Genomic DNA, 26,064 nt, shown 5'->3' on the forward strand with positions numbered 1-26,064 from the left:
GCGCGGTCAGCCCTGTCGCAGGCGGCGCCACACGGCCTTCGCCGCGTTGTGCCCGGCCATGCCGTGCACGCCGGGGCCCGGCGGCGTGGCCGAGGAGCAGATGAACACGGCCGGGTGCGGGGTGGTGTACGGCGACGCGGTCAGCCGGGGGCGCAGCAGGAGCTGCAGCCCGGAGGCGGCGCCGCACGCGATGTCGCCGCCCACGTAGTTGGCGTTGCGCGCGGCGATTTCGGGCGGCCCGGCGGTCGCGCGGGCCAGGACACGGTCGCGGAATCCGGGTGCGAACCGCTCCAGTTGACGTTCGATCGCGTCCGTGAGGTCACCCGTCCAGCCGTGCGGGACGTGCCCGTACGCCCAGAAGACGTGCTGTCCCGCGGGTGCCCGGGAGGGGTCGACGACGCTGGGCTGCACGGTGATCAGGAAGGGGGCGTCGGGGGCCCGGCCCTCGCGCGAGGCGGCGTTCAGCGCGGCACCGATCTCGGCGCGGCTCGCGCCCACCTGCACGGTCCCGGCGGTCCGGGCCTCCTCGGCCGTCCACGGAACGGGACCGTCCAGCGCGTAGTCGACCTTGAACACGGCCGCCCCGTAACGGTAGTTGTCGTAGTAGCGGCCGAAACCGGCGATCCGGGACAGGGCGGTGGGCGAGGTGTCGAAGACATAGGCGCGGGCGGGCGGCAGGTCGTCGAGGCGCTTGACCTCGTAGTCGGTGTGGACAGCGCCGCCGAGGTCGCGCAGGTAAGCGGTGAGCGCGTCGGAGATCGACTGGGAGCCGCCGCGCGCGACGGGCCAGCCGCGGGCGTGCGCGGCGAGGGCGAAGACCAGGCCGACGGCGCCGGTGGCGATGCCGTCCAGCGGGGCGATGACGTGTGCGACGAGCCCGGCGAACAGGGCCTTGGCCCGCTCGTCCCGGAAGCGCCGCATCAGCCAGGTGGACGGCGGCAGTCCGGTGAGGCCGAAGCGGGCCAGGGTGACCGGGTCGCGGGGCAGCGCGGTCAGCGGCAGGGACATGAAGTCGTGGACCAGTGTGTCCCACTGGGGCAGGAAGGGCGCGACCAGTCTGCGGTAGGCCCCGGCGTCACGCGGTCCGAACGAGGCCGCCGTCTCCGCGACGGAGCGCGCGAGCACCGCGGCCGAGCCGTCCGGGAACGGGTGGGCCATGGGGAGGTCGGCGTGCAGCCACTCCAGGCCGTAGCGCTCCAGGGGCATCGCGCGGAACGCGGGTGAGTTGACCCCGAGCGGGTGGGCGGCCGAGCAGGGGTCGTGCCGGAATCCGGGCAGCGTCAGCTCTTCGGTGCGGGCGCCGCCGCCCACCGTGTCCCGCGCCTCGAAGACGGCCACGGAGAAGCCCCGGCGGGCCAGTTCCACGGCAGCTGTCAGCCCGTTCGGCCCCGCACCCACGATGACGGCATCGAGCATCGACGGCACCTTCGGACTCCTTCGTCGCCGACGGCCACTGGCCACCAGGATATGCCGGAGGGCCGAGGGGCCCGGCGGCGCGGGGTGGGAACCCGCGCGCCGCGGAGCCCCCGGCCACCTGACCGCGCGCGGGACCCGCCGTCGGCCGCGCCGCCCGGCCTGGACGGGCGGGACCTGAGCACGACCGGAGCACGACCGGGCAGGGGCCGGAGCACGACCGGGCCGGAGCCCCTGCCGGAACCGGAACACGACCTGAGCCGGAGCACGGCCGGGGCCGGGGCCGACCGGCTCCCGGGGCCGACCGGCTCCCGGGTTCGGGGACCACTGGCCGTCGGTCCCCGGTCCCGGTCCCCGGTCCCCGATCCCCGATCCCCGGTGGTGGCGGTGGCTCACACGGCGTGGACGGTTCCCGCGTAGCGCCGGACGAACCGGGTCCCGCTGGCCGCCGTGACCGTGAAGTCGTACCGCCCCGCGTCGGTGCGCCACGTCACGCGGGTCCGGTCGCCCGCCCCGACCCAGACCGTCCGCTCCTCGCCGGCGAAGTCGTTCGGGGTGATCGTGAACGACGTCTGGGTACCGCCGTCGTTGCGCAGTTCCAGTTCGACCGAGGCCTGCTCCGGGCGTCCGGGGTGCCGCAGCGCCGCCGTCACCGACGGCACCGCCACATCGTCCTGTCCCGCGCGGACGACGGTGCCGGAGAAGCGGCGGACGAAGCCGTCGGCGCCGTACACGGAGAAGTCGTAGCGGCCGTCGGTGTCGGCGGCCTCCCAGACATGGGTCCGCGAGGAGCGCGCCGGGACCGTGAAGGGCGTGCCGGTGAAGGGCAGGGCGGTGTTCGGCAGGACGGTGAAGTGGTAGCCGACGCTGCCGTCGTTGGTGAGGGTGCAGGTGACCTGGCCGGTGGTCCGGTCGACCTTCACGTCCGCCCACGGCCGGTACGGCAGGGCGCGGTGCGGCCTGTGGCCCTCCTCCTGCGCGGGCATGGACTGCTCGTCGGGCACCTTGACCGGCGGCAGCGAACTGCCCGCGTCCGCCTTGGCCATCAGGGCGACGGTGTCGGGCAGCCTGGGGATGTCGTAGTCGGGCGCGGTGAAGTCGAAGCAGCTGGTGAGGTCGCCGCAGACGGTGCGCCGCCAGTCGGAGATGTTGGGTTCGTGGACGCCGGTGACACGCTCCAGGAAGCGGACCACCGAAGTGTGGTCGAACACCTGGGAGTTGACCCAGCCGCCGCGCGACCACGGCGAGACCACCCACAGCGGCACCCGGCTGCCCAGGCCGATGGCCTTGCCGCCCGCGAACTCGTCCTTGGTGCCGGGTTCGGGGAAGGGCGGGATGACGTGGTCGAAGTAGCCGTCGTTCTCGTCGTACATGACCAGGAAGACGGTGTGCTTCCACACGTCGGGGTTGGAGAACAGCGACCGCAGCGCGGTGTCGACCCAGTGGGCGCCGTAGTCGGGGCTCGCGTCGGGGTGTTCGCAGAACAGGAAGGGGGCCACCAGCCAGGAGACCGTGGGCAGGGTGCCGTCCTTGCAGTGCTGGTCGAACGCGGTGAGGTCCCACTTCGTCATCGCGTTGACGTACCGCGGGTCGTCCTTGGGGAACTCGTGGAACTGCTTGAAGTAGGACAGGGCGTTGTCGTCGTAGTCGCCGTAACGCTCGTCGGAGCCGTCGGGGTTGTGGTAGACCCGCCAGCTGACGCCCGCCTTCTCCAGGCGTTCGGCGTACGTCGTCCAGTCCGCCACGGGGTTGTCCGTGACCGGTGTGTTGTCGGTCCACGGGCCGGTGGTGCCGTCCACGCCGGGGCCCGCGGTTCCGGTCCACAGATAGAGGCGGTTGGGATCGGTGGGCCCGTTCAGCGAGCAGAAGTAGCCGTCGCAGAGGGTGAAGGCGTCGGCCAGCGCGTACTGGTAGGGGATGTCCGCGCGGGTGAAGTAGCCCATGGTGCGTTCGCCCTTGGCGGCGACCCACTTGTCCATGGCGCCGTTGTTGACGGCCGAGTGTCCGCTGTCCCAGTCGTGCGGGAGTCCGGCCGCGTTCTGCGCGTTGTACTTGGTGGTGTCCATGCGGAAGGGCAGGAGGTGGCCCTCCTCGCGGCCGCCGGCGGGCTGGCGGAACACCGGGTCGCCGTTCGAGAGGACGGTGGCCTGGCGGTCGCCGAATCCCCGGACCCCGCCCAGGGTGCCGAAGTAGTGGTCGAAACTGCGGTTCTCCTGCATCAGGACGACGACGTGCTTGACGTCGTCGATGCTGCCGTGGCGGCTGCCGCGTGCCGCGGCCTCCGCCGTGCCGGGGAGTCCGGCGGCTATCGCGGCGCCGGCCGCGGTGGTGCCGATGAAGGTACGGCGGCTGATCTCGGTCATGGGAGGCAGGTCCTTCGGGACGTCGGCGGTCAGCCGCGGGCGGAGAGGGAGAAGGTGACGACGGCGGCCGCGTGGTCGGAGGGCCAGCCGTTGGCCGCGGTGTCCGGCACCGGCCGGGGCCAGCCGGTGAACAGGCTGTGCGCCTCGACGACCTTGAGCCGCCCCGCGTACTGGATCTGGTCGATCCGGTCCTGCGGTTCGGCCCCGCCGCCGTCCTCGCGCCGCGGCCTGACGGGGGACCAGGTGATGCCGGGTGCCTTCTCCGGGGCGGGGTGGGCTTCGCGGAAGGCGTCGACGAGGCCCGCCTTCTCCAGCGCCTCCGTGACGGGCCAGCGGACCCGGCCCACTCCGCCGTGCGCGGACGCGGTCCGGTTCGTCCAGTCGCGGTGGGACGGTGAGGCGAGACCGGCCGCCAGCACCACGGGGGTACGGGAGTCGAGGTCCGGCCGCAGGGCGGCGACCAGGGCCTGCACCTGCCGGTAGCGGGCCGTCCCCTTCTCGGCCGCCTCGACCTGCGCGGACGTCCGGCCGGCCGACAGCGCGTACGGCCCGTAGTCGGCTTCGTCCAGCCGCGCCGTCCACAGGCGCACCGTACGGTCGTCGGGCAGGTGCAGGGTCGCCGCCGCCGCCGGCAGCGCCGCGGTCGGGGCGACGACGTCGCTCAGCGGGTAGCGGCTCACGATGCCGAGGCCGCCGGACCGGTACACGTGCCGGCCGAGCGCCCCGGCGAGGTCCTCGGCCGCCCTGTCACCGCATTCCTGGAGCGCCACGACGTCCAGTCCCTGGGTGAGCGTCAGCCGCAGTTGCTTCTCCAGGAAGCCGTCGACGTGCGTGCCGGCGTCCCAGAGGTTCAGGGTGGCCACCTTCAGCCGCAGCCGCTCGCGGGCGGTGCGCACCGGGACCTGGACGGTGACGGTGTCGCTGCCGACGGCGCTGTCGGTGACGGCGGCGACCAGCCGGCCGGGCCTGCGGGGCGCGACCCGCGGAGCCCTGCCGCCGACCGTGCCGTCCGCGGCGACCGACAGCCAGGGGTCGCCGCCGACCCGCCGGAAGGTCGCGCTGCCCGCGGCGTTGCCCTCGGGCCTGATCCACAGACCGCCCAGCTTCACCGAGAACTCCTGGCCCGCGGTCTGCGGTTCGGTGGTGACGGCGTCCACGACCGCGTGCGGGCGCGGGATCACGGGCCGTACGGCGAAGGTGAACGCGGCGGTCCTGGCGAGGATCCCGTAACCGTCCATGGCCAGCAGGTACGCGGTGTACGGGCCGCCGCTCAGGCCCGAGGTGTCGAGGGTGATGTCACCGGAGGCACCCGGGGTGTACTCCCAGGCGAGGGAGGAGCCGTGACCCGGCCGGCGGTCGCCGTCGTACACCCCGACCCAGTTCTTCGGGTCGGGTGCGCCCGTCGTCCAGTGGAAGGAGAGCTTGTCGCCCTCGTGCGGGGCGGGGGTCGTCAGCTCGACGGAGTCGCCGAGCGGGGCGCCCTCGAAGCTGAAGGGCTCGGTCCTGGCGAGGACGCCGTAGCCGTCCTTGGCCAGCAGGTACGCGATGTACGGGCCGCCGCTCAGACCGGAGGTGTCGAGGGTGGTCCGCCCGGACGCGCCGGGTACGTAGGCCCACACGAGGGAGCTGCTGCCGGTGGCGGGCAGCCGGTCGGCGGGATAGACGCCGATCCAGTTCTTGGGGTCGGGATCGTCCGTCGCCCAGCTGAAGGCCACTTCGGTACCGCGCGGCGGGGGCGTCGTGGACGCGATCGCGATGCTGCTCCCCGAAGCGGCGGCCTGTGAGAGGGATGACACGGTGTTGGGTCCTCTCCGCCCCGGGTGCCGCCGCGGCGACCCCCGGGTGAGCAAAGTTGTCTAGATAACTTCGCTCCACAGCAAGCCGTCCTTCGGCGACGGGGCCATGAACGAGAGGTTGCCTCCGCCCGGGGAGAAGACGGAACTCTCAGGTTTACGCGTCCGGTCCGGAAGCCCGGAATCCGACCGGAAAACCCCTCCGAGCTGCGTTTTCCCCTCCCTCTCAACTCTCCGCCGGACCTGCGGGGTCCGCCGGGTCCCGTTCCGTCGCGCCGCCGTAAAGAGACGTACGGCCTGCCGCTCCCCTCCCTGGGTGACGCCCTCGCTGTGCACAGCGAGGGCCGGGCGAAACCCGTCACGGGAGCACACCGGCACCGGCCGGCGGCCCGCGCGGGAACGCACTCGTGGACCGCGCGAGGACGCGCTCGTGGACCGTAGGACGTGCGCGTGGACCAAGTGATGGCCGGCTCACGGTCCCGTACGGGCCCTACCCCGTGCGCCGCGCGGGCGCGGACCCGCCCGCCCGCGGCGCCGAACGGAGAGGCCACGAACCACCCGATGTCAGGACCCCGCGCCGCACGGAGGCGGACCCGGGCGCCGGCCAGGGCCGAACCGGCTCACCTCAGGGGGGGAGCACGGCCCGCCGGGCGAACCGCGTCGCTCCCGGGGCGGGCTCAGGCTCCCGCGGCCAGCAGTCCCCGCACCCGGCGGGCCGTCGCCTCGTCCCGGGCCGCCGTGAACGGCAGCGCGTTGCCCCCGGTGACGCGGAACGGCTCGCCCGTGAGCGTCAGATGCGCGCCGCCCGCCTCCTCGACGAGCAGCAGACCCGCCGCGTGGTCCCAGGCCGCCTCCCAGGAGAACGCGGTCGCGTCCAACTCGCCGCGGGCGACGGCCAGGTACTCCAGCCCGGCCGAGCCGCACGGTCGCGGCCGGACACCCTCGGCGTTCAGCCCGAGGAGGGCACGCTTCTGCTCGTCCGTCGTGTAGTCGGGGTGCGAGGTGGCTATCTCCAGGTCACGGCCGGGCTCGGGCGAACGGGAGCGCAGCGGCCGTCCGTCGAGGCGGGCACCCCGGCCGCGGAGGGCGACGGCGAACTGGTCACGGGCCGGCGCGTAGGTCCAGGACGCGTGGACCACGCCGCCCAGCGTGAGGGCGACGAGCGTGCAGAATCCCGACTCGCCGCGGACGAACTGGCGGGTGCCGTCGACCGGGTCGACGATCCAGACCGGCGCCGCGCCCTGGATCGCGTCGTAGGTCGCGGGGTCGGCGTGGACCGCCTCCTCGCCGACCACGACCGACCCGGGCAGCAGCCGGGCGAGCGCCTCGGTCAGGTACTCCTCGGCCCTGCGGTCGGCGTCCGTCACGAGGTCGTGCGGGCCGCTCTTCTGGTCGATCTCGTGCGCCGCGAGCTGCCTGAAGCGCGGCATGATCTCCGTGGCGGCCGCGTGGCGGACCGCTTCCTCCACGTCGGCCGTGCGCTGAGCGAGAAACTCGTCGATGGTTTCGATGTGTCCGATCATGGCTCCATGACAGCACGCGCCACTGACAATCCCCGCCCGTCCGGTGCACTTGAGGTGGATTAGGGGTGAATTCCCGGTGCGCCCGGCCGGGGCCGGAATGTCAGGACCCGCGACCGCCGTCCGGACTCACCGTCCGACCGCGTATCCCTGCATCCCCCGGGGATTCGCCGCCGCGGACAGCACACCGGTGCGCGGATCCCGGGCCACCGCGCACAGCCGGCCCTCCGACCAGGCGTCGGCGACCTGGACGTCGTGGCCGCGGCGCCGGAGTTCCCCGACGACGGCCGGGTCGGTGCGGGACTCGACGGTGAGGCTGCCGGGCCGCATGCCGCGCGGGTAGAAGGAGCCGGGGAAGCTGTCGTTGTGCCAGTTGGGCGCGTCGATGGCGCCCTGGAGGTCGAGCCCGCCGCGCACCTCGGCGCGCAGGGCCACGGACAGGAAGAAGTGGGTCTGCCACTGGTCCTGCTGGTCTCCTCCCGGGGTGCCGAACGCCATGACGGGCACCCCGTCGCGCAACGCCAGCGAGGGCGTCAGCGTGGTGCGCGGACGGCGGCCGGGCGTCAGGGAGTTGGGCAGCCCCTCCTCCAGCCAGGCCATCTGGAGCCGGGTGCCGAGCGGGAAACCCAGTTCGGGGACGACCGGGTTGGACTGGAGCCAGCCGCCGCTGGGGGTCGCCGCGACCATGTTGCCCCAGCGGTCCACGACGTCGAGGTGGCAGGTGTCGCCGCGGGTGGAGCCGTCCGGCGTCACCTCGGGTTCCACGGTCCTCCCGGCCACGGTGGGTTCGCCGGCGCCGGGTACCGCCAGCGCGTCGAAGCCCTGCTCCCCGGAGGCCGTCCGCCGGGCGTGGCCGCTCATCCTCGGGGTGCGCCCGCCGGGGGCGCCGGGGCGCAGCTCGTACGAGGCCTCGTCGCCGACGAGGGCCCGGCGTGCCGCGTTGTAGTCGTCCGACAGCAGCGCGTCGAGCGGCACCTCGGCCGCGTCCCCGTACCAGGCCTCCCGGTCGGCCATGGCGAGTTTGCAGCCCTCGACGAGCAGGTGGACGTAGTCGGCGGAGCCGTGCGGCGGCAGTTCCCGCGGGAGGAGGGCGAGCTGCTGCAGGAGGACCGGGCCCTGACTCCAGGGGCCCGCCTTGCACAGGGTCCACCCCCGCCAGTCGTAGGTCGCCGGCGCCTCGTAGGCCGCGGACCAGGAGGCGAGATCGGCGGCCGTCAGGGTGCCGGTGTGACGCTCGCCGCTGGTGTCCATGGTGGGCCGTCCGGCCTGACGCACCAGGGCCTCGGCGATGAATCCGGTGCGCCAGACCTCCCGTGCCGCCTCGATCTCGGCCTCGCGGTCCCCCGCCGCGGACACCTCGGCGAGCAGTCGCCGCCAGGTGGCGGCGAGCGCGGGATTGCGGAAGAGCTCGCCGGGCCGCGGCGGCGTCCCGTCCGGCAGGTACACCTCGGCGGACGAGGTCCACTCCGTCTCGAACAGCTCGCGGACGACGTCGACCGTCTCCCCGACCCGCTCCACGGGCGCGTGCCCGTCCTCGGCGTATCCGATCGCGTACTTCAGGACGTCGGCGAGGGATTTCGTGCCGTGGTCGCGCAGGAGCAGCATCCACGCGTCGAAGGCGCCGGGGACGGCCGCGGCGAGCGGGCCGGTTCCGGGTACGAGCTCCAGACCCAGTTCCCGGTAGTGCGCGATCGTCGCCCCGGCGGGCGCCCCGCCCTGCCCGCAGAGCACCCGGACCGCGCCGCCCGCCGGGGCGAGGAGGATCGGGACCTCTCCCGCGGGTCCGTTGAGGTGCGGCTCGACGACGTGCAGGACGAAGCCGGCGGCGACCGCGGCGTCGAACGCGTTGCCGCCGTCCTCCAGGACGGCCATGGCGGACTGCGAGGCGAGCCAGTGGGTGGAGGACACCATGCCGAAGGTGCCCTGGAGGGTCGGTCGGGTCGTGAACATGCTGCGTCACCTCGCTGTGCGGAGCGATCAACTCGGCCCCGACTATGGCACTCCCGGCCCGCCTCGGGCAGGGCGCCCCTTCCCGGGCGGTCGGGGCAACAGGGCCGCGGCGCCGCCGGTCGCGCCGACACGGGCCCCGGCCGGCCGGGGCCGCCGGCACGCACGGAAAAGCCCCGCCCTCCGGTACTTCGGAGGGCGGGGCCGTGTCGAGCGCCGGGCAGGCCTTGCACCTGCATCTCCCCGCAGGAAGCGGGACGTCTTTCCTTGGACCACCAACGCCGGGCCCGCCACCGACAGTTCGGCGGGCGAGCTCATGATCCATGGTAGCGCAGGCGCGGAGCCGGCCGGACGGCGGTGGACGTCACGGGCGGTCGCCGGTGGCCGTCGCGCGGCCACCGGCGGGGGGGACGTCAGTGGCCGTGACCGTGGCGCCCGCCGCGGTCGCCCCGGTGGTCTCCGTCGTGGTCGCGGTGGTGGCGGTCACCCACGGAGGCGGAGTCCACGTAGCGGCCGTGGTCGTTGCGGAGGGTCGCGGTGTCGGACCGCCTGTCCCACACGGAGGTGCGGCGGTCCTGGAAGAGGTCGCGGTAGGTGTCGCGGCCGACCCCGGTGTGGACACGGACCGTGGCACGGCCGTCGAGGCGGTAGTGACGGAAGGTGTAGGTGTGGCCGTCACGGTCCGACAAGGTCCAGCCGTCGAGGTTCACGCGGTGGCGGGACGTGTTGGTGACGTCGACCCATTCCCTGTTCAGGGAGCGGTTGCCGTGGTCGCCGAAGCCCCGGAAGTCGGACTGTACGTCGCTGATGACCACACCCGAGCGGTACCCGTCCGGCCGGGCGGTGGACTGGGCCGAAGCGGGAAGTGCGGCCGCGCCGAGGGCGGTGCCGGCGACGAGGGTGGCGGCGGCGATACGGCGGATCGAACGAGAGGACATGAGGCTCCCCTGAAGTACGAGCCCAGGGACCGGCCGGTTCTGGACGGCCGGGGTGGGCGCTGTGCGAGTTCCCGGCGGGTGCCGAGGACTCATAGCGTGGCCGCTCGCCGGGCCCGGTGGGAGTTGCACCGTTTCATGTTGCCGTATACGGACATTTCCGTGACGGTCGCCTGCAGCGTTCAATGAACTCCCCGCGAGGCCGGACGCGGTTCGCGGGACGGCACACCCACCCGTCCGGCACCGCGAGGGAAGCGGTTTCCCCCATCGCGCGGGCCCCCCGGACCTTCGGCCCGCACCCCACCGGAGACCACTTCGGCAAGTAACAGCCGAAATACGGTCATGTGCGAATATCTGAACCAGAACTGACGACGTGTGCGATCCCGCGTGCCGCACGGCGGCCGGGAACCGGGCCTCACGGGTGCCGCCACGGGTGCCCGGCCCGGTCCGGCCGGATCGGTGGCTCGATTCGGCCCGGTCCGGCCGGATCGGCCGACTCGCGTGCTCGCGAGCCGGCGGACCGGAATCAATCCCCGCAGGTCGGCGTTGGTGCCGGTGGAACGAACGGAGGCGCATCGGTGCACGGTGAGTACAAGATCCCCGGCGGCAAGCTCGTCGTGGTGGACCTGGACGTCGAGGACGGGCTGTTGCGTCACGCACGCGTGGCGGGCGATTTCTTCCTCGAGCCGGACGAGGCGCTGGACGCCGTGAACCGCGCGCTGGAGGGCGCGCCCGCCGACACGGACGCGGCGGGCCTCGCGGCCCGCGTCCGGGCGGGGCTGCCCGAGGGCACGGTCATGTACGGCCTGACCCCGGAAGGCGTCGCGACCGCGGTGCGCAGGGCGCTCGCCCACGCCACCGACTGGACGGACTACGACTGGCGGCTGATCCACGAGGGGCCGCAGTCCCCCGCGCTGCACATGGCCCTCGACGAGGTGCTGACCGCGGAGGTCGCCGCCGGCCGTCGCCCTCCGACCCTGCGCGTGTGGGAGTGGGGCGCGCCGTCCGTGATCATCGGGAGTTTCCAGTCGCTGCGCAACGAGGTCGACCCGGACGGGGCCGCGCGGCACGGCATCGAGGTGGTGCGCCGGATCTCCGGCGGCGGGGCGATGTTCGTGGAGCCGGGCAACACCATCACCTACTCCCTCTCGGTCCCGGAGGCGCTCGTCCAGGGCCTGTCGTTCCAGGACAGCTACGCCTATCTCGACGACTGGGTGCTCGGGGCGCTCGGTGACATGGGGATCAGGGCCTGGTACCAGCCTCTGAACGACATCGCGACGGACCAGGGGAAGATCGCGGGCGCTGCCCAGAAGCGGGTGGTCGGTCCGGGCGGCGGGCCCGGCGCCGTGCTTCACCACGTGACCATGTCGTACGACATCGACGCCGACAAGATGCTCGAAGTGCTGCGCATCGGCCGGGAGAAGCTCTCCGACAAGGGCATCGGGAGCGCGAAGAAGCGGGTGGATCCGCTGCGCCGGCAGACGGGGCTGGCACGCGAGGAGGTCATCGGGCGGATGATCGAGTCCTTCCGCGGCCGCTACGGCCTCACGGACGGCGCGGTGACACCCGCGGAACTGGCCCGTGCCGAGGAGCTCGCGCGCTCCAAGTTCGGGTCGCCGGAGTGGACGGCCCGGGTGCCGTAGTCCGCGCGACCGGTTCCGGCGGAGGGGGAGTTGCCCCGACGAGGACGCGGGTGACTGCGGCGACGTCGCCCGCGCCGGACCCGCCCGGGCCGGGCCTCGCTCAGGACGGTGACGTCCACGCCGTCGTGCCGAGCGTGTTCTCGGGCCCGATGTCGAGGGTCTCCGGCGGCCGTACGTTCACCGCGGCGCGCCCCGGCTGCGGGACGACCTTCAGGTAGGTGCCGTTCTCGGCGGCCATCCGCCAGTACAGCGCCGCCCGCGCGCTCTCGCCGGGGTCCAGGGTGAGCGGGTGGGCCCCGGGGTCCTCCGGGGCCATGGGCACCTGGTCGGTGCCCTGGACGGTGCGCACTCCGGTGAGCGCGGCGCCCTTCTCGTCGAGGACGCGGACGGAGGGGTGGCCGTTCAGTCGGTACGGGCGCCCGGAGCAGTTGGTGAGCGTGAGCGTCATCGCCCGCAGTCCCATGGCCGCGTCGACCCGGCCGGCGTCGACGCGCACACCGGACGGCGGACACTCGGCGGCCCTCGGGACCGCGACGGCGGGCGAGTGGACGGTCAGGGGCCGGTGGTCGGGCTCCGAGAAGAAGCCACAACCGGCGACGGCGAACACCAGCGCACCGGCGAGGAGGGCGCGGCGGATCGGCCTCGGGCACGGCGGGCTCGGGCGCGGCACGGTCATTCGCCGATCATCGCACGCCGCCGGGGAGCGCCCGCCCGGGCCGTCACCAGACCCGACTCGTAGGCGTACACGACGAGTTGGGCCCGGTCGCGGGCGCCCAGCTTGGTCATGGCACGGCTGATGTGCGTCTTGGCCGTGAACGGGCTCACGACCATGTGCGCGGCGATCTCCTCGTTGCTGAGGCCGCGCGCGGCGAGCGCGGTCACCTCGCGTTCGCGGCGGGTGAGGCACTCCAGGCCCGGTGCGGTGGTCCGGTCCGGCGGCCGGGCGACGAACTCGCCGATCAGCGTGCGGGTCACGGACGGGGACAGCAGGGCCTCGCCGCGCGCGACGATCTCGATGGCCTGGAGGAGGTCGGCGGGCTCGGTGTCCTTGAGCAGGAAGCCGTCGGCCCCGGCCCGCAGCGCCTCGAAGACGTACTCGTCCAGGCCGTGGTTGGTGAGGATGAGGACGTGTACCGCGGACAGTCCCGGGTCGGCGGCGATCCGCCGGGTCGCCTCGATGCCCGACATCACCGGCATCTGCACGTCGACGAGGGCGACGTCCGGCCGCCGGGCCCGGACCAGCGCGAGCCCCTGCTCCCCGTCGGCGGCCTCGCCCACCACCTCGATGCCGTCCTCGGCGTCCAGCAGGGCACGGAATCCGGCGCGCATCAGCGCCTGGTCGTCGACGAGCGCGACTCTGATCACGATCCGTCCTCCGGTGTCCCCAGGGGCAGTCGGGCGTGCACGGAGAAGCCTCCCCCGACACGCGGGGCGGCACGCAGGGTGCCGCCGAGGGCCGTGACCCGCTCGCGCATCCCGGTGAGGCCGATGCCGGGCGTGGGCGGACGGGAGGGGTCGGCGCCGCCGTCGTCGTCCACCGAGATCGCCAGCCCGGCCGCCGAGTAGTCGAGCCGGACGGTCACCTCGGCGGGGCCCGCGTGGCGCGCGGCGTTGGTCAGCGCCTCCTGGACGATGCGGTAGGCGGCGCGGTCCACCGTCTCCGGCAGCGGTCGTGCGTCGCCGCCGACCGCCAGTTCGACGGCGAGGCCGGCGGCGCGGGCCCGCTCCACGAGCTGCGCGGGGGTGCCGGTCGGTTCGTCGGTGCGCAACACCTCCAGCGTGGACCGCAGTTCGCGCATCGCCTCGCCGCCCGCCTCCTGGATGGCGAGCAGCGCGGGGGGCACCTCCTCGCCGCGTTTGCGCGCGAGATGGACGGCGACACCGGCCTGGAGCTTGACGATGGAGATGCTGTGCGTGAGCGAGTCGTGCAACTCGCGGGCGATCCGCAGGCGTTCCTCGCCCGCCCGGCGCAAGGCGGCCTCCTCCCGGGTGCGTTCCGCCTCCAGCGCGCGCTGTTCGGTCTGGCGCAGGTAGGCCTGCCAGTTGCGGTCGGCGAGGCCCGTGACCAAGGCGCACAGGAACCAGCCGGCCAGCAGGCCGGCGCGTTCGACGATCTCCTGCCGGGTGGGGCCCGTCGCGACGTACCCGGCCAGGAACACCGCGCTCGCGAGGGCCCCGGCACCCCGGTGCCCGGCGCGCGCGGCGGTGTGGACGGCGCACAGGACGGGCAGGGCGGCGAGGGGGCCGGGGTGCGCGTGCACGACGTACGCCGTCGTGGCGGCCGTACTGACGACGAGCACCCCGCGTGGTGCGTGACGGTACCCCGCGAGGGCGAGGGAGGCGACGGCCGTCAGCGCGTAGTCGGCGGGTGCGGTGCCCTCGTCGAAGGCGGCGGCGGTCATGACGAGGGCGCCGACGACGATCGCGAGGGCCGTGTCGGCGAGCTGTCGGCGTGAGGCCGGGTCCAGCGTCATGTCCCGCACGATAGACGGCCGTTCGGCCGCTCGCGTCAGACCTGTGGAGGGGGTCCGGCCTACTCCCGGCGGAGTAGTCCCGGGCGCGTGCGGGCCGGGTGGCGCAGCCGGGAGTGTCTTCGGCCGTACGACGCCCGCGCACCCCCCGGTGGACGAGGGTTGCGAGGGCGGTGGCCGTCGGGTCACCGCACGACCCACCAGGAGGCGCATCCCGTGTCCAGTCCCTTCCGGTACACCGTTCCGCCCGAGCCCGCGTCCGCCGCCGGTCCGGTCCGCTCCGTCTACGCCCAGCTCGCCCGGGACTTCGGGATCTCGCGGGCGGCCACCTTCGTCGTGCTGTCCTCGGCGCCCGGGATCATGGCGTCCGCCTGGGCGCTGATGCGTGAGTCGCTGATCGCGGGCGACGGGAGCCGGACCGGGAAGGAGCTCGCGGCGCTGGGCGTGTCCGAGGCCAACCGCTGTCCGTTCTGCGTGGACGCGCACCGGATGCTGCTGCACGCCACCGGCGACCACGCGCTCGCGGAGAGGGTGGCCCGGGGAGAAGCGCCGGCCGACGAGCGGCAGGCACGGGTGCTGGCCTGGGGCAGGGCGACCCGGGTCCCCGGAGCGCGGGAACTGGCCCCGTACCCCTTCCCCGCGGCGCACGCGCCGGCGTACATCGGCACCGCCCTCGCCTTCCACTTCATCAACCGTGTGGTGTCGGCGCTGCTGACCGAGCGGCTGCTGCCGGGCGGCGTCCAGCGGTTCCGGGCGGTGCGGAGTCTGGGCGGGCGGTCGCTGTCCAGGACCGTGCGCCGGCACCCGGTGCCGGGCGCCGGTCTGACCCTCCTCGACGATGCCGGTCTGGCGATCCTGGACCACGCCGGTCCGGGCCCGGACTGGGCGGGCGCGACCACGGTCGGTCCCGCCTACGCAGCGCTGCGCGCCGCCGCCGGGGAGGGCGGGGAGCTGCTCGACGCCGCCGACCGCCTCCTCGTACGGGAGACGCTGGGCGCCTGGGACGGCGCGCATCCGCCGCTCGGGTGGGCCGGGCTGCCCGGCCGTGACCGTCCCGGCGCCCGTCTGGCGCTGCTGGCCGCGCTCGCCCCGTACCGGATCACGGACGAGGACGTGGCGGCCTGGCGCACCCCCGAACGCACGGACGGCCCGCTGGTGCGGCTCGTGGCGTACGGAGCCTTCGCGGCCGTCGACCGGATCGAGACCGCGCTGCCCGTGCGCGCGGCGAGGGAGGCCTCATGACGCGGATCGCCGACTCCGTGCAGGCGCGGGTGTGGAACGGGCCGCTCGGCACCCACTGGGCCACCCATCACCTCCGCTACGGCGCGCTCGTGTCGGGTCTCGACGACGCGCTCTTCGAGGGGGCCGCGATCGCCGCGGGCGACCGGGTCCTGGACGTCGGCTGCGGGGCCGGCGCGACGACGAGGACCGCGGGCCGGCTGGCCGCGCACGGGCACGCGGTAGGCGTCGACCTCTCGGCGCCCCTGCTCGAACGGGCCCGGGCGCTCACCGCGGCCGAGGGTGTCGCCAACGTGGCCTACGAACTCGGCGACGCCCAGACCCACCGCTTCCCGCCCGCCGGTTACGACGTGGTGATCAGCCGGGGCGGGGTGATGTTCTTCGCGGACCATCAGGCCGCGTTCCGGAATCTGGCCCGGGCGTTGCGGCCGGGCGGGCGCCTCGCGTTCGTCTGCCCGCAGCCGGCCGGTCCGCACCAGGAGGAGTCGCGTGCCCTGAGCCTCTTCGCGAAACTCCTCGACGCTCCGGACGCCCACACCGTCGCGGCGCAGACCGCGATGGCCTCGCTGTCCGACCCGGCACGGCTCCGTGCGGTGCTGGCGGGCTGGGACGAGGTGCGTGTCACACCGGTCGGCGCGGAGGCGGTGTGGGGGCGGGACGCGGCGGACGCGGTCGGTTTCGTCCTCTCGCGTACGCCCGGACAGGTGGTCGACGCGGCCGCCCGCCGAGCCCTGGAGGATGCTCTGCGCCCTTATGAGACGGATCGGGGGGTGTGCCTGCGGGCGGCGGTGTGGCTGGTGACGGCGAAGTGGAGTCCAGCCGTCCGGCGATGAACCACAGTCACCGCACAGGCACGGAGCGAGTTCGCCCTTCCGCCCCACAGGGAGTCATGTGACACTGGCGTCCCGTCCGCAGTGCGGACTCCTCCGCACCGTCCCCCACGAGAAGTGCGCCGTGCGTTCTCTTCCTCTGCCGCTCGCCCTCACCGCGCGTCTGCTGCCGGTCGCCGTGCTCGCCTGCACGGGCTGGGTCATGTCGTCCGGTTCCTCTTCGCCACCCGCGTCCTCGGCCGGATCCGGGACCGGGACCGGGCCCAAGTCGGGCCAGGAGAGCGGGAGTCCGTCCCAGCCCTCGACGACGGCGGCCGTGAAGACCTACACGGCCGCGCCCGCGCCGTGCACCAGCCTCGCGACCAAGTCGATCAGCTCGCTGGTCCCGGGCGCCAAGACGGCCGGCCAGGAGATCGCGTCCACCGACAGGTCGGTGCGCCGCACCTGTTCCTGGAACGCGCTCAAGGGGTTCGACTACCGCTGGCTCGACGTGTCCTACGAGATCATGGCCTCGGACGCGGCGGCGCAGAAGTCCTACCAGGACCGGGTGACGAAGAAGAGCGGCGGCGGCCCCGTGCCCGGCCTCGGCGACGGGGGCTACTCCGTCGTGAACCTCACCACCGAGGACAAGCAGCAGACCCGCGAGGGGGTGGTGATCGCCCGCGTGTCCAACGCGCTGGTGGCCGTCACGTACAACGGAAGCGACTTCGAGACGAAGAAGGCGCCGAGCACCGACGAGATCAACAAGGGGGCCATCAAGGCCGCCAAGGAAGTGGTGGCCACGCTGGAGAACGGCCGGAAGGTCTGACCGTTCTCCCTCGCGCGGCCGTGGGTCAGGCTTCGGACTCCGTGCGGCCCCTCAGCAGCATCAGGCCGGTGTAGAGCACCAGTGACGTACCCAGGCCCACCGCCCAGCCGTAGTCGGCGAGCGACGACAGCGCCGGGATCGGCCGCCCGTCGATCAGCGGGTGGAAGTCGGCGCCGCCGACGGCGAGGACTCCGCCGGTGACGAAGGCGACGACGGCCCGCCAGTTCCAGCCGCCGTCGTACCAGTACCGTCCGCCGGTGCGGTACAGGTCGGTGAGGTCGAGCCGGGTGCGGCGCAGGATCCAGTAGTCGGCGATGAGGATGCCGGCGACCGTGCCGAGCAGCCCGCCGACCAGGCCGAGCCAGGTGAAGATGTAGCCCTGCGGGTCGGAGTACAGCTTCCAGGGGAAGATCAGCACACCGAGGACGCAGGTGGTCATGGCGCCGGCCCGGAAACTGATCCTCCTGGGCGCGATGTTGGAGAAGTCGAAGGCCGGGGAGACCAGGTTGGCCGCGATGTTCACGGACAGGGTCGCGACCAGCACGGTGACCAGCGCGTAGACGATCCCCGCGACGTTGTCGGTCTTGGCGGCCAGCTTGACCGGGTCCCAGATCGCCTCGCCGTACACGGCCTGCGACCCCGAGGTGACCATGACGGACAGGAAGGCGAAGAGGGTCATCGTGGTGGGCAGGCCGAGGGCCTGTCCGATCGTCTGCGCCCTCTGGCTCCTGCCGTAGCGGGTGAAGTCGGGGATGTTCAGCGACAGGGTGGACCAGAAGCCGATCATGCCCATGAGCGAGGGCCAGAAGAGTTTCCAGAAGCCGCCGCCCCAGCCGAGCTTGGAGGGCTGGTCGAGCAGCGGGCCGAAGCCGCCCGCCTTGCTGCTCATCCACCACAGCATGACGCCGGCGCCGACGAGCACGAACGGAGCGGCCCAGTTCTCGAAGCGGCGGATCGTCTCCATGCCCCGGTAGATGATCGCGACCTGGAGCACCCAGAAGACCGCGAAGGACAGCCACATCGTCCACGCGTAGCCACCGATGTGCGAGGCGTTCGCCCAGCGGTCCCCGAAGAGCTTCCCGGCGAGGAAGTAGATCGCCTCGCCGCCGATCCAGGTCTGGATGCCGAACCAGCCGCAGGCCACCAACGCCCGCACGACGGCTGGGAGGTTGGCACCGCGGACCCCGAAGGAGGCACGGGCGAAGACCGGGAACGGGATGCCGTACTTGGGGCCCGCGTGCCCGGTGAGCAGCATCGGGACGAGCACGATCAGGTTGGCCAGCGCGATGGTGAGCACGGCCTGTTTCCAGTCCATGCCGACGGCGATCAGACCGGAGGCGAGGGTCCAGGACGCGGTGTTGTGGGCCATGCCGACCCACAGCGCCGAGAAGTTGTACGTGGTCCAGGTCCGCCGCGCGACCGGGACCGGCAGCAGGTCCTCGTTGGCGTAGGGGCCGCTGGGTGCGGGAGCGCCGGGGGCGATCTCCACCCGGCCGTCGGGGAGCGTGACCTGGGAGGTCGGTGGGCTGTCGGTGGGGACGGTATCGGTCATGGGCAGGCCCATCAGGTGAGGAGTGACGGAAAGGCCGTGCGGGTGGCTCCATGGGGGGTGCGCGGGGAGAGCGCCCTGTCCCCTTCCCGGGACGGTCGGACGGTGGGCCCGCGGGAAGGGGAGAACGGGGTGAGGGGTGGCGGTGGGGCCTGCGATCCGGGACGGGGCCGTGTGGCCCCGACGGACCCCGCCCCAGGGGTCGTTCAGCCGGTCATCGGCCGTTGACGGCCGGGATGACCGTCGACCCGTAGGCGTCGATGGTCGCCTCCTGCGCGTCGTGCATGTCGTACAGCGCGAACTGGTCGACGCCCAGCTCGCGCAGCGCGTTCAGCTTCTCGACGTGCTGCTCGGCGGTGCCGATCAGGCAGAACCGGTCGACGATCTCGTCGGGCACGAACGTGGTGTCGGGATTGCCGCTGCGTCCGTGGTGGGAGTAGTCGTACCCCTCACGGGCCTTGATGTAGTCGGTGAGTTCGGCGGGCACGGCGGCGGAGTGCTCGCCGTACTTGGAGACCAGGTCGGCCACGTGGTTGCCGACCATGCCGCCGAACCAGCGGCACTGCTCGCGGGCGTGGGCGACCGCCTCCGGGGAGTCGTCCCGCGTGACGTAGGCAGGCGCGGCCACACAGATCGTCACCTCGGACGGGTCCCGGCCCGCCTCGGCCGCCGCGGTCTTCACCGCCTTGACCATGTACTCGGTCAGATAGAGGTCGGCGAGCTGGAGGATGAAGCCGTCGGCCTCCTCACCGGTCATCTTCAGCGCCTTGGGGCCGTACGCGGCCATCCACACCGGGAGTTCGGCTCCCGGCCGCACCCAGGGGAACTTGACGACGGTACCGCCGAGGTCGGCCTCCTCGCCGCGGCCGAGCGCCCGGATGACCTTCATCGCGCCGCTGATCCGGGCGAGCGTGTTCGGTTTGCGTCCGGCGACACGCATCGCCGAGTCGCCCCGTCCGATGCCGCACACGGTGCGGTTGCCGTACATGTCGTTGAGCGTCGCGAAGGTGGACGCGGTGACCTCCCACGTGCGCGTGCCCGGGTTGGTGACCATCGGTCCGACCGTCAGCCGCTCGGTGTTCGCGAGGATCTGACTGTAGATCACGAAGGGTTCCTGCCACAGCACGGCGGAGTCGAAGGTCCAGCCGTACGTGAAGCCGTTGTCCTCGGCCCGCTTCATCAGCTCGATGACGCGGGAGGCCGGGGGGTCGGTCTGCAGGACGAGTCCGAAGTCCATGGCGCCACTCCTAGGCGTTCAGAGGAGGTACTGACAGGTGGAGCGGGGCGTGTACACACCGTGCCCCGCGCGTCCGGTGAACTCCCGGTCGGTGATGACGGGTTCGCCGCGCGAGAGCACGGTCTCGACACGGCCGGTGACCCGCTTGCCCTCGTACGCCGAGTAGTCGACGTTCATGTGGTGCGTCTCGGCGGACATGACCTGCTCGGCGTGCGGGTCGTAGATGACGATGTCGGCGTCGGCGCCCGGCGCGATGGTGCCCTTCTTCGGGTACAGGCCGAACATCCGGGCCGGGGTGGCGCAGGCGATCTCGATCCAGCGGCGGCGCGAGATGTGCCCGTCGACGACGGCCTGGTGCAGCAGGTCCATGCGGTTCTCGACGCCGGGCAGGCCGTTGGGGATCTTCGAGAAGTCGCCCCGGCCGAGCTCCTTCTGGCCCACGAAGCAGAAGGGGCAGTGGTCCGTCGACACCACCTGGAGGTCGTTGGTGCGCAGGCCCCGCCACAGGGCGGCCTGGTGCTCCTTGGGCCGAAGGGGGGTGCTGCACACGTACTTCGAGCCCTCGAAGTCCGGCTCCGCGAGGTTGTCGGTCGACAGGAACAGGTACTGCGGGCAGGTCTCGCCGAAGACGTTCAGGCCCTCGTCGCGCGACCGTGCGATCTCGGCGACCGCCTCCTGCGCCGAGACGTGCACGACGTACAGCGGTGCCCCGGCGACCTGCGCGAGCTTGATGGCACGGTGGGTGGCCTCGGCCTCCAGGAGCGCCTTGCGGACCTCCCCGTGGAAGCGCGGGTCGGTCTCGCCCCGGGCCAGCGCCTGTTCGACGAGCACGTCGATCGCGATGCCGTTCTCGGCGTGCATCATGATCAGGCCGCCGTTCTCGGCGGAGCGCTGCATCGCGCGCAGGATCTGGCCGTCGTCGCTGTAGAAGACACCGGGGTAGGCCATGAACTGCTTGAAGGAGGTGACCCCCTCCTCCACCAGCAGGTCCATCTCCTTCAGGGTGTCCTGGTTGACGTCCGAGACGATCATGTGGAAGGCGTAGTCGACGGCACACTGCCCGTCGGCCTTGGCGTTCCAGGCGTCGAGGCCCTCGCGCAGCGAGTGGCCGACGCTCTGCACCGCGAAGTCGACGATGGTGGTGGTGCCGCCCCAGGCCGCCGCCCGGGTGCCCGTCTCGAAGGTGTCGGAGGCGAAGGTGCCTCCGAACGGCAGCTCCATGTGGGTGTGGGCGTCGACGCCGCCCGGGATGACGTACTTCCCGGCCGCGTCGACGGTCCGGTCGGCCGTCCACGACTCGGCCGTCGGGGTGCCCGTCGCGGCGAGCGCGACGACCCGGCCGTCCTCGATCAGGACGTCGGCGTGCATCTCGTCGGACGCGGTGATGACGAGACCACCACGGATGACGGTACGGCTCATGCTCCCTCTCCTTCCGGTCGTGCGTGCACTGGGGGATTTCCGAAACTGCCGAGGACCGCGCCCGACGCCGTCCGCCCGGGACGGGCCCGGGGGGACGGCGGCCGGGCGGGCCCGGCCCCTGACGGCCGGACCCGCCCGGGGCCGGCCGTCAGGGAGCCGTCAGCGGCCCGTACGCCCCCGGGGCACGGTCCCGGTAGAACTGCCACCGGTCGCGCACCTCGCGGAGCTTGGCCAGGTCCAGGTCGCGGACGACGAGTTCGCTCTCCTTGTCGCTCGCCACCTCGCCGACGAACTGGGCCTCCGGGTCGACGAAGTAGCTCGTCCCGTAGAAGTCGTTGTCGCCGTACTCCTCGACGCCCACCCGGTTGATCGCGCCCACGAAGTACTCGTTGGCGACGGCCGCGGCCGGCTGCTCCAGCTGCCACAGGTAGCCGGAGAGTCCGCGCGAGGTGGCCGACGGGTTGAAGACGATCTCGGCACCCGCGAGGCCCAGCGCGCGCCAGCCCTCCGGGAAGTGCCGGTCGTAGCAGATGTACACGCCGATCCTGCCGACGGCGGTGTCGAAGACCGGCCAGCCCGAGTTGCCGGGCCGGAAGTAGAACTTCTCCCAGAACCCGCCGACCTGGGGGATGTGGGTCTTGCGGTACTTGCCCAGGTAGGAGCCGTCGGCGTCGATCACCGCCGCGGTGTTGTACAGGACGCCGGGCTGCTCCTCCTCGTACATCGGCAGGACGAGGACGAGGCCCAGTTCCTCGGCGAGTGCCTGGAAGCGCCGGACGATCGGGCCCTCGGGTATCTGTTCCGCGTACGCGTAGAAGGCCTTGTCCTGGACCTGGCAGAAGTAGGGCCCGTAGAAGAGCTCCTGGAAACACAGGACCTGTGCGCCCTGCGCGGCGGCGTCGCGGGCCGCCTGCTCGTGGACCTGGATCATCGACTCCTTGTCGCCGGTCCAGGCGGTCTGGAAGACGGCGGCGCGGATCACTCTGCTCATCGGGACCTCCGGTCGCTCGGTGTGCGAGGAGCCTAGGAAGCCCGGCAGACGGCTTTGAGGTGCACCGTGTCACGTCTGCGGTGCGTTGCCGTTCCACGGTGTCACCCCCGCGTCGTCGCATGTTTCACCTGAGTCATCCGGTGTTTCACCGTTGTTGAGCGTCGTGCGCGAGCAGCGCGATGTGGACGGAGGCCGCCTGTTCGAAGTCGTCGAGGTCGACGGCGAGGCGTGCCTCTATCGCCTCCAGCCGGCGGTAGAGCGCGGGCCTGCTGACGTGGTGGAGCCGCGCGGTGCGGGACTTGTTGCGGCCCGTCGCGAGATACGTCCGCAGCACGGGCAGCAGCTCCGGGTCGGACTCGGCCCCGCACAGCAGCCCGTCCAGCTCCCGTTCGGCGAAGGACTGGACGTGCGGGTCGTCCCTCAGCAGCCGCACCAGGCCGCGCAGATGGACGTCACGCAGCCGCACGACCACCGGGTGGTCCTGCTGGCCGACGGGGGTGTCGGCGGCCGCCTCGGCGACGTGCAGGGCCTCCCGCAGGCCGCCGGGCACGTCGTCCCAGTCGTGCCGCGCGGCGGCGGCCGCCACGGTCGCGGGGCCCCCGGTCTCGTGCCGCAGCCGGGCGGCGAAGTGCGCGGCCAGCGCCTCGGCGTCCTGGTCGCGGGCGAGGCTCAGCAGCACGGCGGTGGTCCCGTCGGCGAGTTCGGCGACGAGTCCGGACAGGCCGAGCAGTCTGAGCACCCGGTCCAGCCGGGCCGGGTCGCCGTCCCGGACGGCCAGCGGCACGAACGACCGCCGGTTCACGGGCAGTCCGGCGGCGCGCGCCCGGGGCAGCAGCTGCCGGGCCGGTACGACGCCGGTCACGAGGTCGGTGAGCAGGCTCTGCGCGGACTCCTCCTCCCAGGTGTGCGCGGGTCCGGCGAGCATCCGGTGCAGGACCAGGGCCTCGGCGGCCCGGTCGGCGAGCAGCCGCCCGGTCACCGCGTCGCCGCGGTGGCCGCACAGCACGATGCGGCCCCAGCGTTCGCCCCGCCCGCCCAGCTCGGCCCGGATCCATCCGTCGCCCTCGCTGCCGCCCGCCTGCCGGGCGATGCGCTCCCAGTCGCGCAGCACGTCGTCCACCGCCGACCGCTCCCCCGCGGTGGCGAGGACCCGGTGGGCGAGGTTGGTGACGACGACGGGGCAGGCCGCGTGCCCGGCGATCTCGTCGAGGATCCGCTGCATGGGAGCGCCCGAGGTGATGAGGCCGGTGAGCGCGGTGCGCACGGACTCGGAGAGGCTCACGGCCGCGAACTTGCTGGAGACCAGCCGGGACTGCACCTCCTCCGTCAGCTCGGCGAAGGGGAAGGGGCGGTGCAGGACCACCATGGGCAGCCCGCACCGCTCGGCGGCGCGGCACATCACGTCGGGCGCCGCGGGGAAGGCCCGGCCGAGTCCGAGGACGACGGCCGCGGCCTCCGCGCGGTGCAGCGAACGGATGTACTCGGTCTGCGCGTCCGGGTCGCCGGCCAGCAGCACGCCGGTGGTGAGCACCATCTCCCCGCCGCTGAGCATGACGCCCACGTCGGCGGCCTCGGCGACGTGCACCCAGCGCACGGGCCGGTCGAGGTGGCCCGCGCCCGCCACCACCTCGGGCTCGCCTGCGAGCACCCGCTCCAGGGTGAGGACCTGGCGTACCGACAGGGCGGTGTCCGGGGCGGTGGTCATGGCGGCGTTCCCTTGCTCAGGTTCTCTTACCGGATGCACCTCAGCGCGCGATCGAGGATCGCCGCGCCCTCCTCCGCCTCCGCGACGGTGAGGGACAGTGGCGGCGCGATGCGCAGCACGCTGGTGTCGTGACCGCCGCCCTTGCCGATCAGCAGGCCTTCCTGGCGGGCCGCTTCGAGCACGGCGGCGGCGCCCTCGGGATGCGCCTCGTCGGTGCCGGGCTTCACCAGTTCGACGCCGATCATCAGCCCGCGACCGCGGACCTCCCGTACGCCGTCGACCTGCGCGGCAATCGCCCGCAGCCGCTCGATGAGCAGACCGCCGACGCGCCGGGCGTTGCCCTGGAGGTCGTGTTCGAGGAGGTAGGCGAGGTTCGCCAGCCCCGCCGCCATCGTGACCGGTGAGCCGCCGAAGGTCGAGATGGAGTTGGAGTCCAGGCAGTTCATGATCTCGGCGCGGGCGACGACGCCGCCGATGGACATGCCGTTGCCGATGCCCTTGGCGAAGGTCAGCATGTCCGGCGGGCCCGCGGCGTCGTGCGCCTGCCAGCCCCAGAAGTGCTCGCCGGTGCGCCCCCAGCCGGTCTGCACCTCGTCGGCGATCCAGAGGATGCCGTGCTCGTCGAGGACCTCCCGGAAGGCCGCGTAGAGGCCGTCGGGCGGGGCGGTGAACCCGCCGACGCCCTGCACGGGTTCGGCGATCAGGGCCGCGGGCGCCCGGACGTGGCCGAGCAGGTCCCTGAGGTCCTCGACGCAGGCCGCGATGAACTCGCTGTCGGACAGGTCGGCGTAGGGACCGCGGGTACGGACGCCGCCGTGGACGTACAGCGTCTGCAGCGGCGAGAGCGAGGTCGGCGACCAGCCCTTGTTGCCGGTGATGCCGACCGCGCTGAAGGAGCGGCCGTGGTAGCTGTTGCGCATCGCGAGGATCTGGTTGCTGCGCCGGTGGGTGGTGGCGAGCAGCAGGGCCGTGTCGTTGGCCTCGGTGCCGGAGGTGGTGAAGAAGACCCGGGCGTCCGGGATGCCGGACAACTGGGCGATCCGCTCGGCCAGTTCGACCATGGGCCGGTTGAGGTAGAGCGTGGAGGAGTGGATGATCCGCCCGGCCTGCTCGCTGACGGCCTTGGTCACCTCGGGCAGCGCGTGCGCGGTCATCGTCGTCAGGATGCCGCCGAAGAAGTCCAGGTACTTGTTGCCGTCGGCGTCCCAGACATGGCGGCCCTCGCCGTGGGTGATCTCCAGCGGGTCCTTGTAGTAGAGGGCGAGCCAGTCGGGCAGGACCGCCTTGTGCCGTGCGTACAGGTCGCTCACGGCTGCACCAGCCCCTCGTACGCGTCGGGCCGGCGGTCGCGGTAGAACGCCCACTGCTGACGCACCTCCTCGATCAGGTCGAAGTCGAGGTCCCGGACGACGAGTTCCTCGGTCTTGTCACTGGCGGGCTCCCCCACGAACCGGCCGCGCGGGTCGACGAAGTACGAGGTCCCGTAGAAGTCGTTCTCGCCGTACTCCTCCTGCCCGACACGGTTGATCGCGGCGACGAAGTACTCGTTGGCCACGGCCGCGGCGGGCTGTTCCAGCTGCCAGAGGTAGGCGGACAGGCCGCGGGAGGTGGCGGAGGGGTTGTAGACGAGCTGCGCGCCGTTGAGGCCGAGTTGGCGCCAGCCCTCGGGGAAGTGGCGGTCGTAGCAGATGTAGACGCCGATCCGGCCGACGGCGGTGTCGAAGACGGGCCAGCCGAGGTTGCCGGGTTTGAAGTAGTACTTCTCCCAGAAGCCCTTGACCTGCGGGATGTGGTGCTTGCGGTACTTGCCGAGGAAGGTGCCGTCGGCGTCGATCACGGCCGCGGTGTTGTAGTAGAAGCCGGACTGCTCGACCTCGAAGACGGGCACCACGACGACCATGCCGGTCTCGCGGGCGAGTTCACGCATACGGGTCACCGTGGGTCCGTCGGGCACGGGTTCCGCCCAGCGGTAGTGCTCCGGCTCCTGGACCTGGCAGAAATAGGGGGCGTTGAAGACTTCCTGGAAGCCGATCACCTTCGCGCCCTGCCGGGCCGCCTCGCGGGCGTGCTCCTCGTGCTTGGCGACCATGGAAGCGGTGTCGCCGGTCCAGGTCGCCTGGACCAGAGCGGCGCGTACGACGTTGGCCATGAGCTGCTCCTTCGACGGGACGTCAGAGAGCCTCTACGCCCGTAGAACAAGG

General features: G+C 72.8%; 20 protein-coding genes. 4 read left to right on the forward strand and 16 right to left on the reverse strand.

The window, feature by feature from the left end:
- Positions 1–6 precede the first annotated feature (6 nt).
- From OG776_RS11715 to OG776_RS11740, 6 genes are all read right to left on the reverse strand, one after another.
- Positions 7–1,416, reverse strand: a complete 1,410-nt coding sequence (locus OG776_RS11715) for a phytoene desaturase family protein (protein WP_148013056.1) — start codon at positions 1,414–1,416, stop codon at positions 7–9.
- Between the two features lie 389 nt (positions 1,417–1,805).
- Complete coding sequence (locus OG776_RS11720) at positions 1,806–3,776, reverse strand: phosphocholine-specific phospholipase C (RefSeq protein ID WP_329320485.1); 1,971 nt, start codon at positions 3,774–3,776, stop codon at positions 1,806–1,808.
- A 29-nt stretch (positions 3,777–3,805) separates the two neighbouring features.
- Complete coding sequence (locus tag OG776_RS11725) at positions 3,806–5,572, reverse strand: endonuclease/exonuclease/phosphatase family protein (RefSeq protein WP_329320487.1); 1,767 nt, start codon at positions 5,570–5,572, stop codon at positions 3,806–3,808.
- Positions 5,573–6,246: 674 nt separating this feature from the next.
- Positions 6,247–7,092: an inositol monophosphatase family protein gene (locus OG776_RS11730; RefSeq protein WP_148013059.1), complete on the reverse strand. Its 846-nt coding sequence runs from the start codon at positions 7,090–7,092 to the stop codon at positions 6,247–6,249.
- A gap of 126 nt (positions 7,093–7,218) precedes the next feature.
- Positions 7,219–9,039: a gamma-glutamyltransferase family protein gene (locus OG776_RS11735; protein ID WP_329320489.1), complete on the reverse strand. Its 1,821-nt coding sequence runs from the start codon at positions 9,037–9,039 to the stop codon at positions 7,219–7,221.
- Positions 9,040–9,449: 410 nt separating this feature from the next.
- Complete coding sequence (locus tag OG776_RS11740; RefSeq protein WP_148013061.1) at positions 9,450–9,974, reverse strand: lamin tail domain-containing protein; 525 nt, start codon at positions 9,972–9,974, stop codon at positions 9,450–9,452.
- 575 nt (positions 9,975–10,549) lie between these two features.
- On the opposite strand from OG776_RS11740, the gene OG776_RS11745 reads away from it, so the two are divergent.
- On the forward strand, positions 10,550–11,614 hold the full coding sequence (locus OG776_RS11745; RefSeq protein WP_148013062.1) for a lipoyl protein ligase domain-containing protein: 1,065 nt from the start codon (positions 10,550–10,552) through the stop codon (positions 11,612–11,614).
- Between the two features lie 100 nt (positions 11,615–11,714).
- Here the strand turns inward: OG776_RS11745 and OG776_RS11750 are convergent, their stop codons facing one another.
- Genes OG776_RS11750 through OG776_RS11760 form a run of 3 tightly spaced genes read right to left on the reverse strand, consistent with a single transcriptional unit; the run spans position 11,715 to position 14,088 of the window.
- On the reverse strand, positions 11,715–12,290 hold the full coding sequence (locus OG776_RS11750; RefSeq protein WP_329320492.1) for a DUF4232 domain-containing protein: 576 nt from the start codon (positions 12,288–12,290) through the stop codon (positions 11,715–11,717).
- The gene (locus OG776_RS11755) at positions 12,287–12,979 is read right to left on the reverse strand and encodes a response regulator (RefSeq protein ID WP_148013064.1); all 693 of its coding nucleotides are present in this window, start codon (positions 12,977–12,979) and stop codon (positions 12,287–12,289) included. Before OG776_RS11755 ends, OG776_RS11750 begins: the two co-directional genes overlap by 4 nt.
- Positions 12,976–14,088 (reverse strand): sensor histidine kinase, encoded by a 1,113-nt coding sequence (locus OG776_RS11760; protein ID WP_148013065.1) that lies wholly within the window; start codon positions 14,086–14,088, stop codon positions 12,976–12,978. The genes OG776_RS11755 and OG776_RS11760 overlap by 4 nt, the downstream gene beginning before the upstream one ends.
- A gap of 213 nt (positions 14,089–14,301) precedes the next feature.
- Here OG776_RS11760 and OG776_RS11765 point away from each other — a divergent pair, with 213 nt between their 5' ends.
- From OG776_RS11765 to OG776_RS11775, 3 genes are all read left to right on the forward strand, one after another.
- Positions 14,302–15,327 carry a carboxymuconolactone decarboxylase family protein gene (locus OG776_RS11765; protein ID WP_148013066.1) on the forward strand — a complete coding sequence of 342 codons (1,026 nt, stop codon included), beginning with the start codon at positions 14,302–14,304 and terminating at the stop codon, positions 15,325–15,327.
- Entirely contained in the window at positions 15,324–16,157 is an 834-nt protein-coding gene (locus tag OG776_RS11770) for a class I SAM-dependent methyltransferase (RefSeq protein ID WP_148013067.1), read from the forward strand. Before OG776_RS11765 ends, OG776_RS11770 begins: the two co-directional genes overlap by 4 nt.
- A gap of 121 nt (positions 16,158–16,278) precedes the next feature.
- Entirely contained in the window at positions 16,279–16,962 is a 684-nt protein-coding gene (locus OG776_RS11775; protein ID WP_329320496.1) for a hypothetical protein, read from the forward strand.
- Positions 16,963–16,987: 25 nt separating this feature from the next.
- Here OG776_RS11775 and OG776_RS11780 read toward each other — a convergent pair whose 3' ends face one another.
- The 7 genes from OG776_RS11780 to OG776_RS11810 all read right to left on the reverse strand — a co-directional run bounded on the left by OG776_RS11780 (position 16,988) and on the right by OG776_RS11810 (position 26,012).
- Positions 16,988–18,514: an NCS1 family nucleobase:cation symporter-1 gene (locus tag OG776_RS11780; RefSeq protein WP_187285954.1), complete on the reverse strand. Its 1,527-nt coding sequence runs from the start codon at positions 18,512–18,514 to the stop codon at positions 16,988–16,990.
- 211 nt (positions 18,515–18,725) lie between these two features.
- Positions 18,726–19,748, reverse strand: a complete 1,023-nt coding sequence (locus OG776_RS11785) for a TIGR03842 family LLM class F420-dependent oxidoreductase (protein ID WP_329320499.1) — start codon at positions 19,746–19,748, stop codon at positions 18,726–18,728.
- An 18-nt stretch (positions 19,749–19,766) separates the two neighbouring features.
- On the reverse strand, positions 19,767–21,167 hold the full coding sequence (gene hydA, locus OG776_RS11790) for a dihydropyrimidinase (RefSeq protein WP_148013071.1): 1,401 nt from the start codon (positions 21,165–21,167) through the stop codon (positions 19,767–19,769).
- A 148-nt stretch (positions 21,168–21,315) separates the two neighbouring features.
- On the reverse strand, positions 21,316–22,158 hold the full coding sequence (locus OG776_RS11795; RefSeq protein ID WP_148013072.1) for a nitrilase-related carbon-nitrogen hydrolase: 843 nt from the start codon (positions 22,156–22,158) through the stop codon (positions 21,316–21,318).
- A 145-nt stretch (positions 22,159–22,303) separates the two neighbouring features.
- Positions 22,304–23,863, reverse strand: coding sequence for a PucR family transcriptional regulator (locus tag OG776_RS11800; protein WP_329320502.1), 1,560 nt, complete (start codon positions 23,861–23,863; stop codon positions 22,304–22,306).
- A 26-nt stretch (positions 23,864–23,889) separates the two neighbouring features.
- Positions 23,890–25,173 carry an aspartate aminotransferase family protein gene (locus OG776_RS11805; protein ID WP_329320504.1) on the reverse strand — a complete coding sequence of 428 codons (1,284 nt, stop codon included), beginning with the start codon at positions 25,171–25,173 and terminating at the stop codon, positions 23,890–23,892.
- On the reverse strand, positions 25,170–26,012 hold the full coding sequence (locus tag OG776_RS11810; RefSeq protein WP_148013075.1) for a nitrilase-related carbon-nitrogen hydrolase: 843 nt from the start codon (positions 26,010–26,012) through the stop codon (positions 25,170–25,172). The genes OG776_RS11805 and OG776_RS11810 overlap by 4 nt, the downstream gene beginning before the upstream one ends.
- Between the last annotated feature and the right edge of the window lie 52 nt (positions 26,013–26,064).

This window comes from Streptomyces sp. NBC_01689 (assembly GCF_036250675.1).
GTDB lineage: Bacteria > Actinomycetota > Actinomycetes > Streptomycetales > Streptomycetaceae > Streptomyces.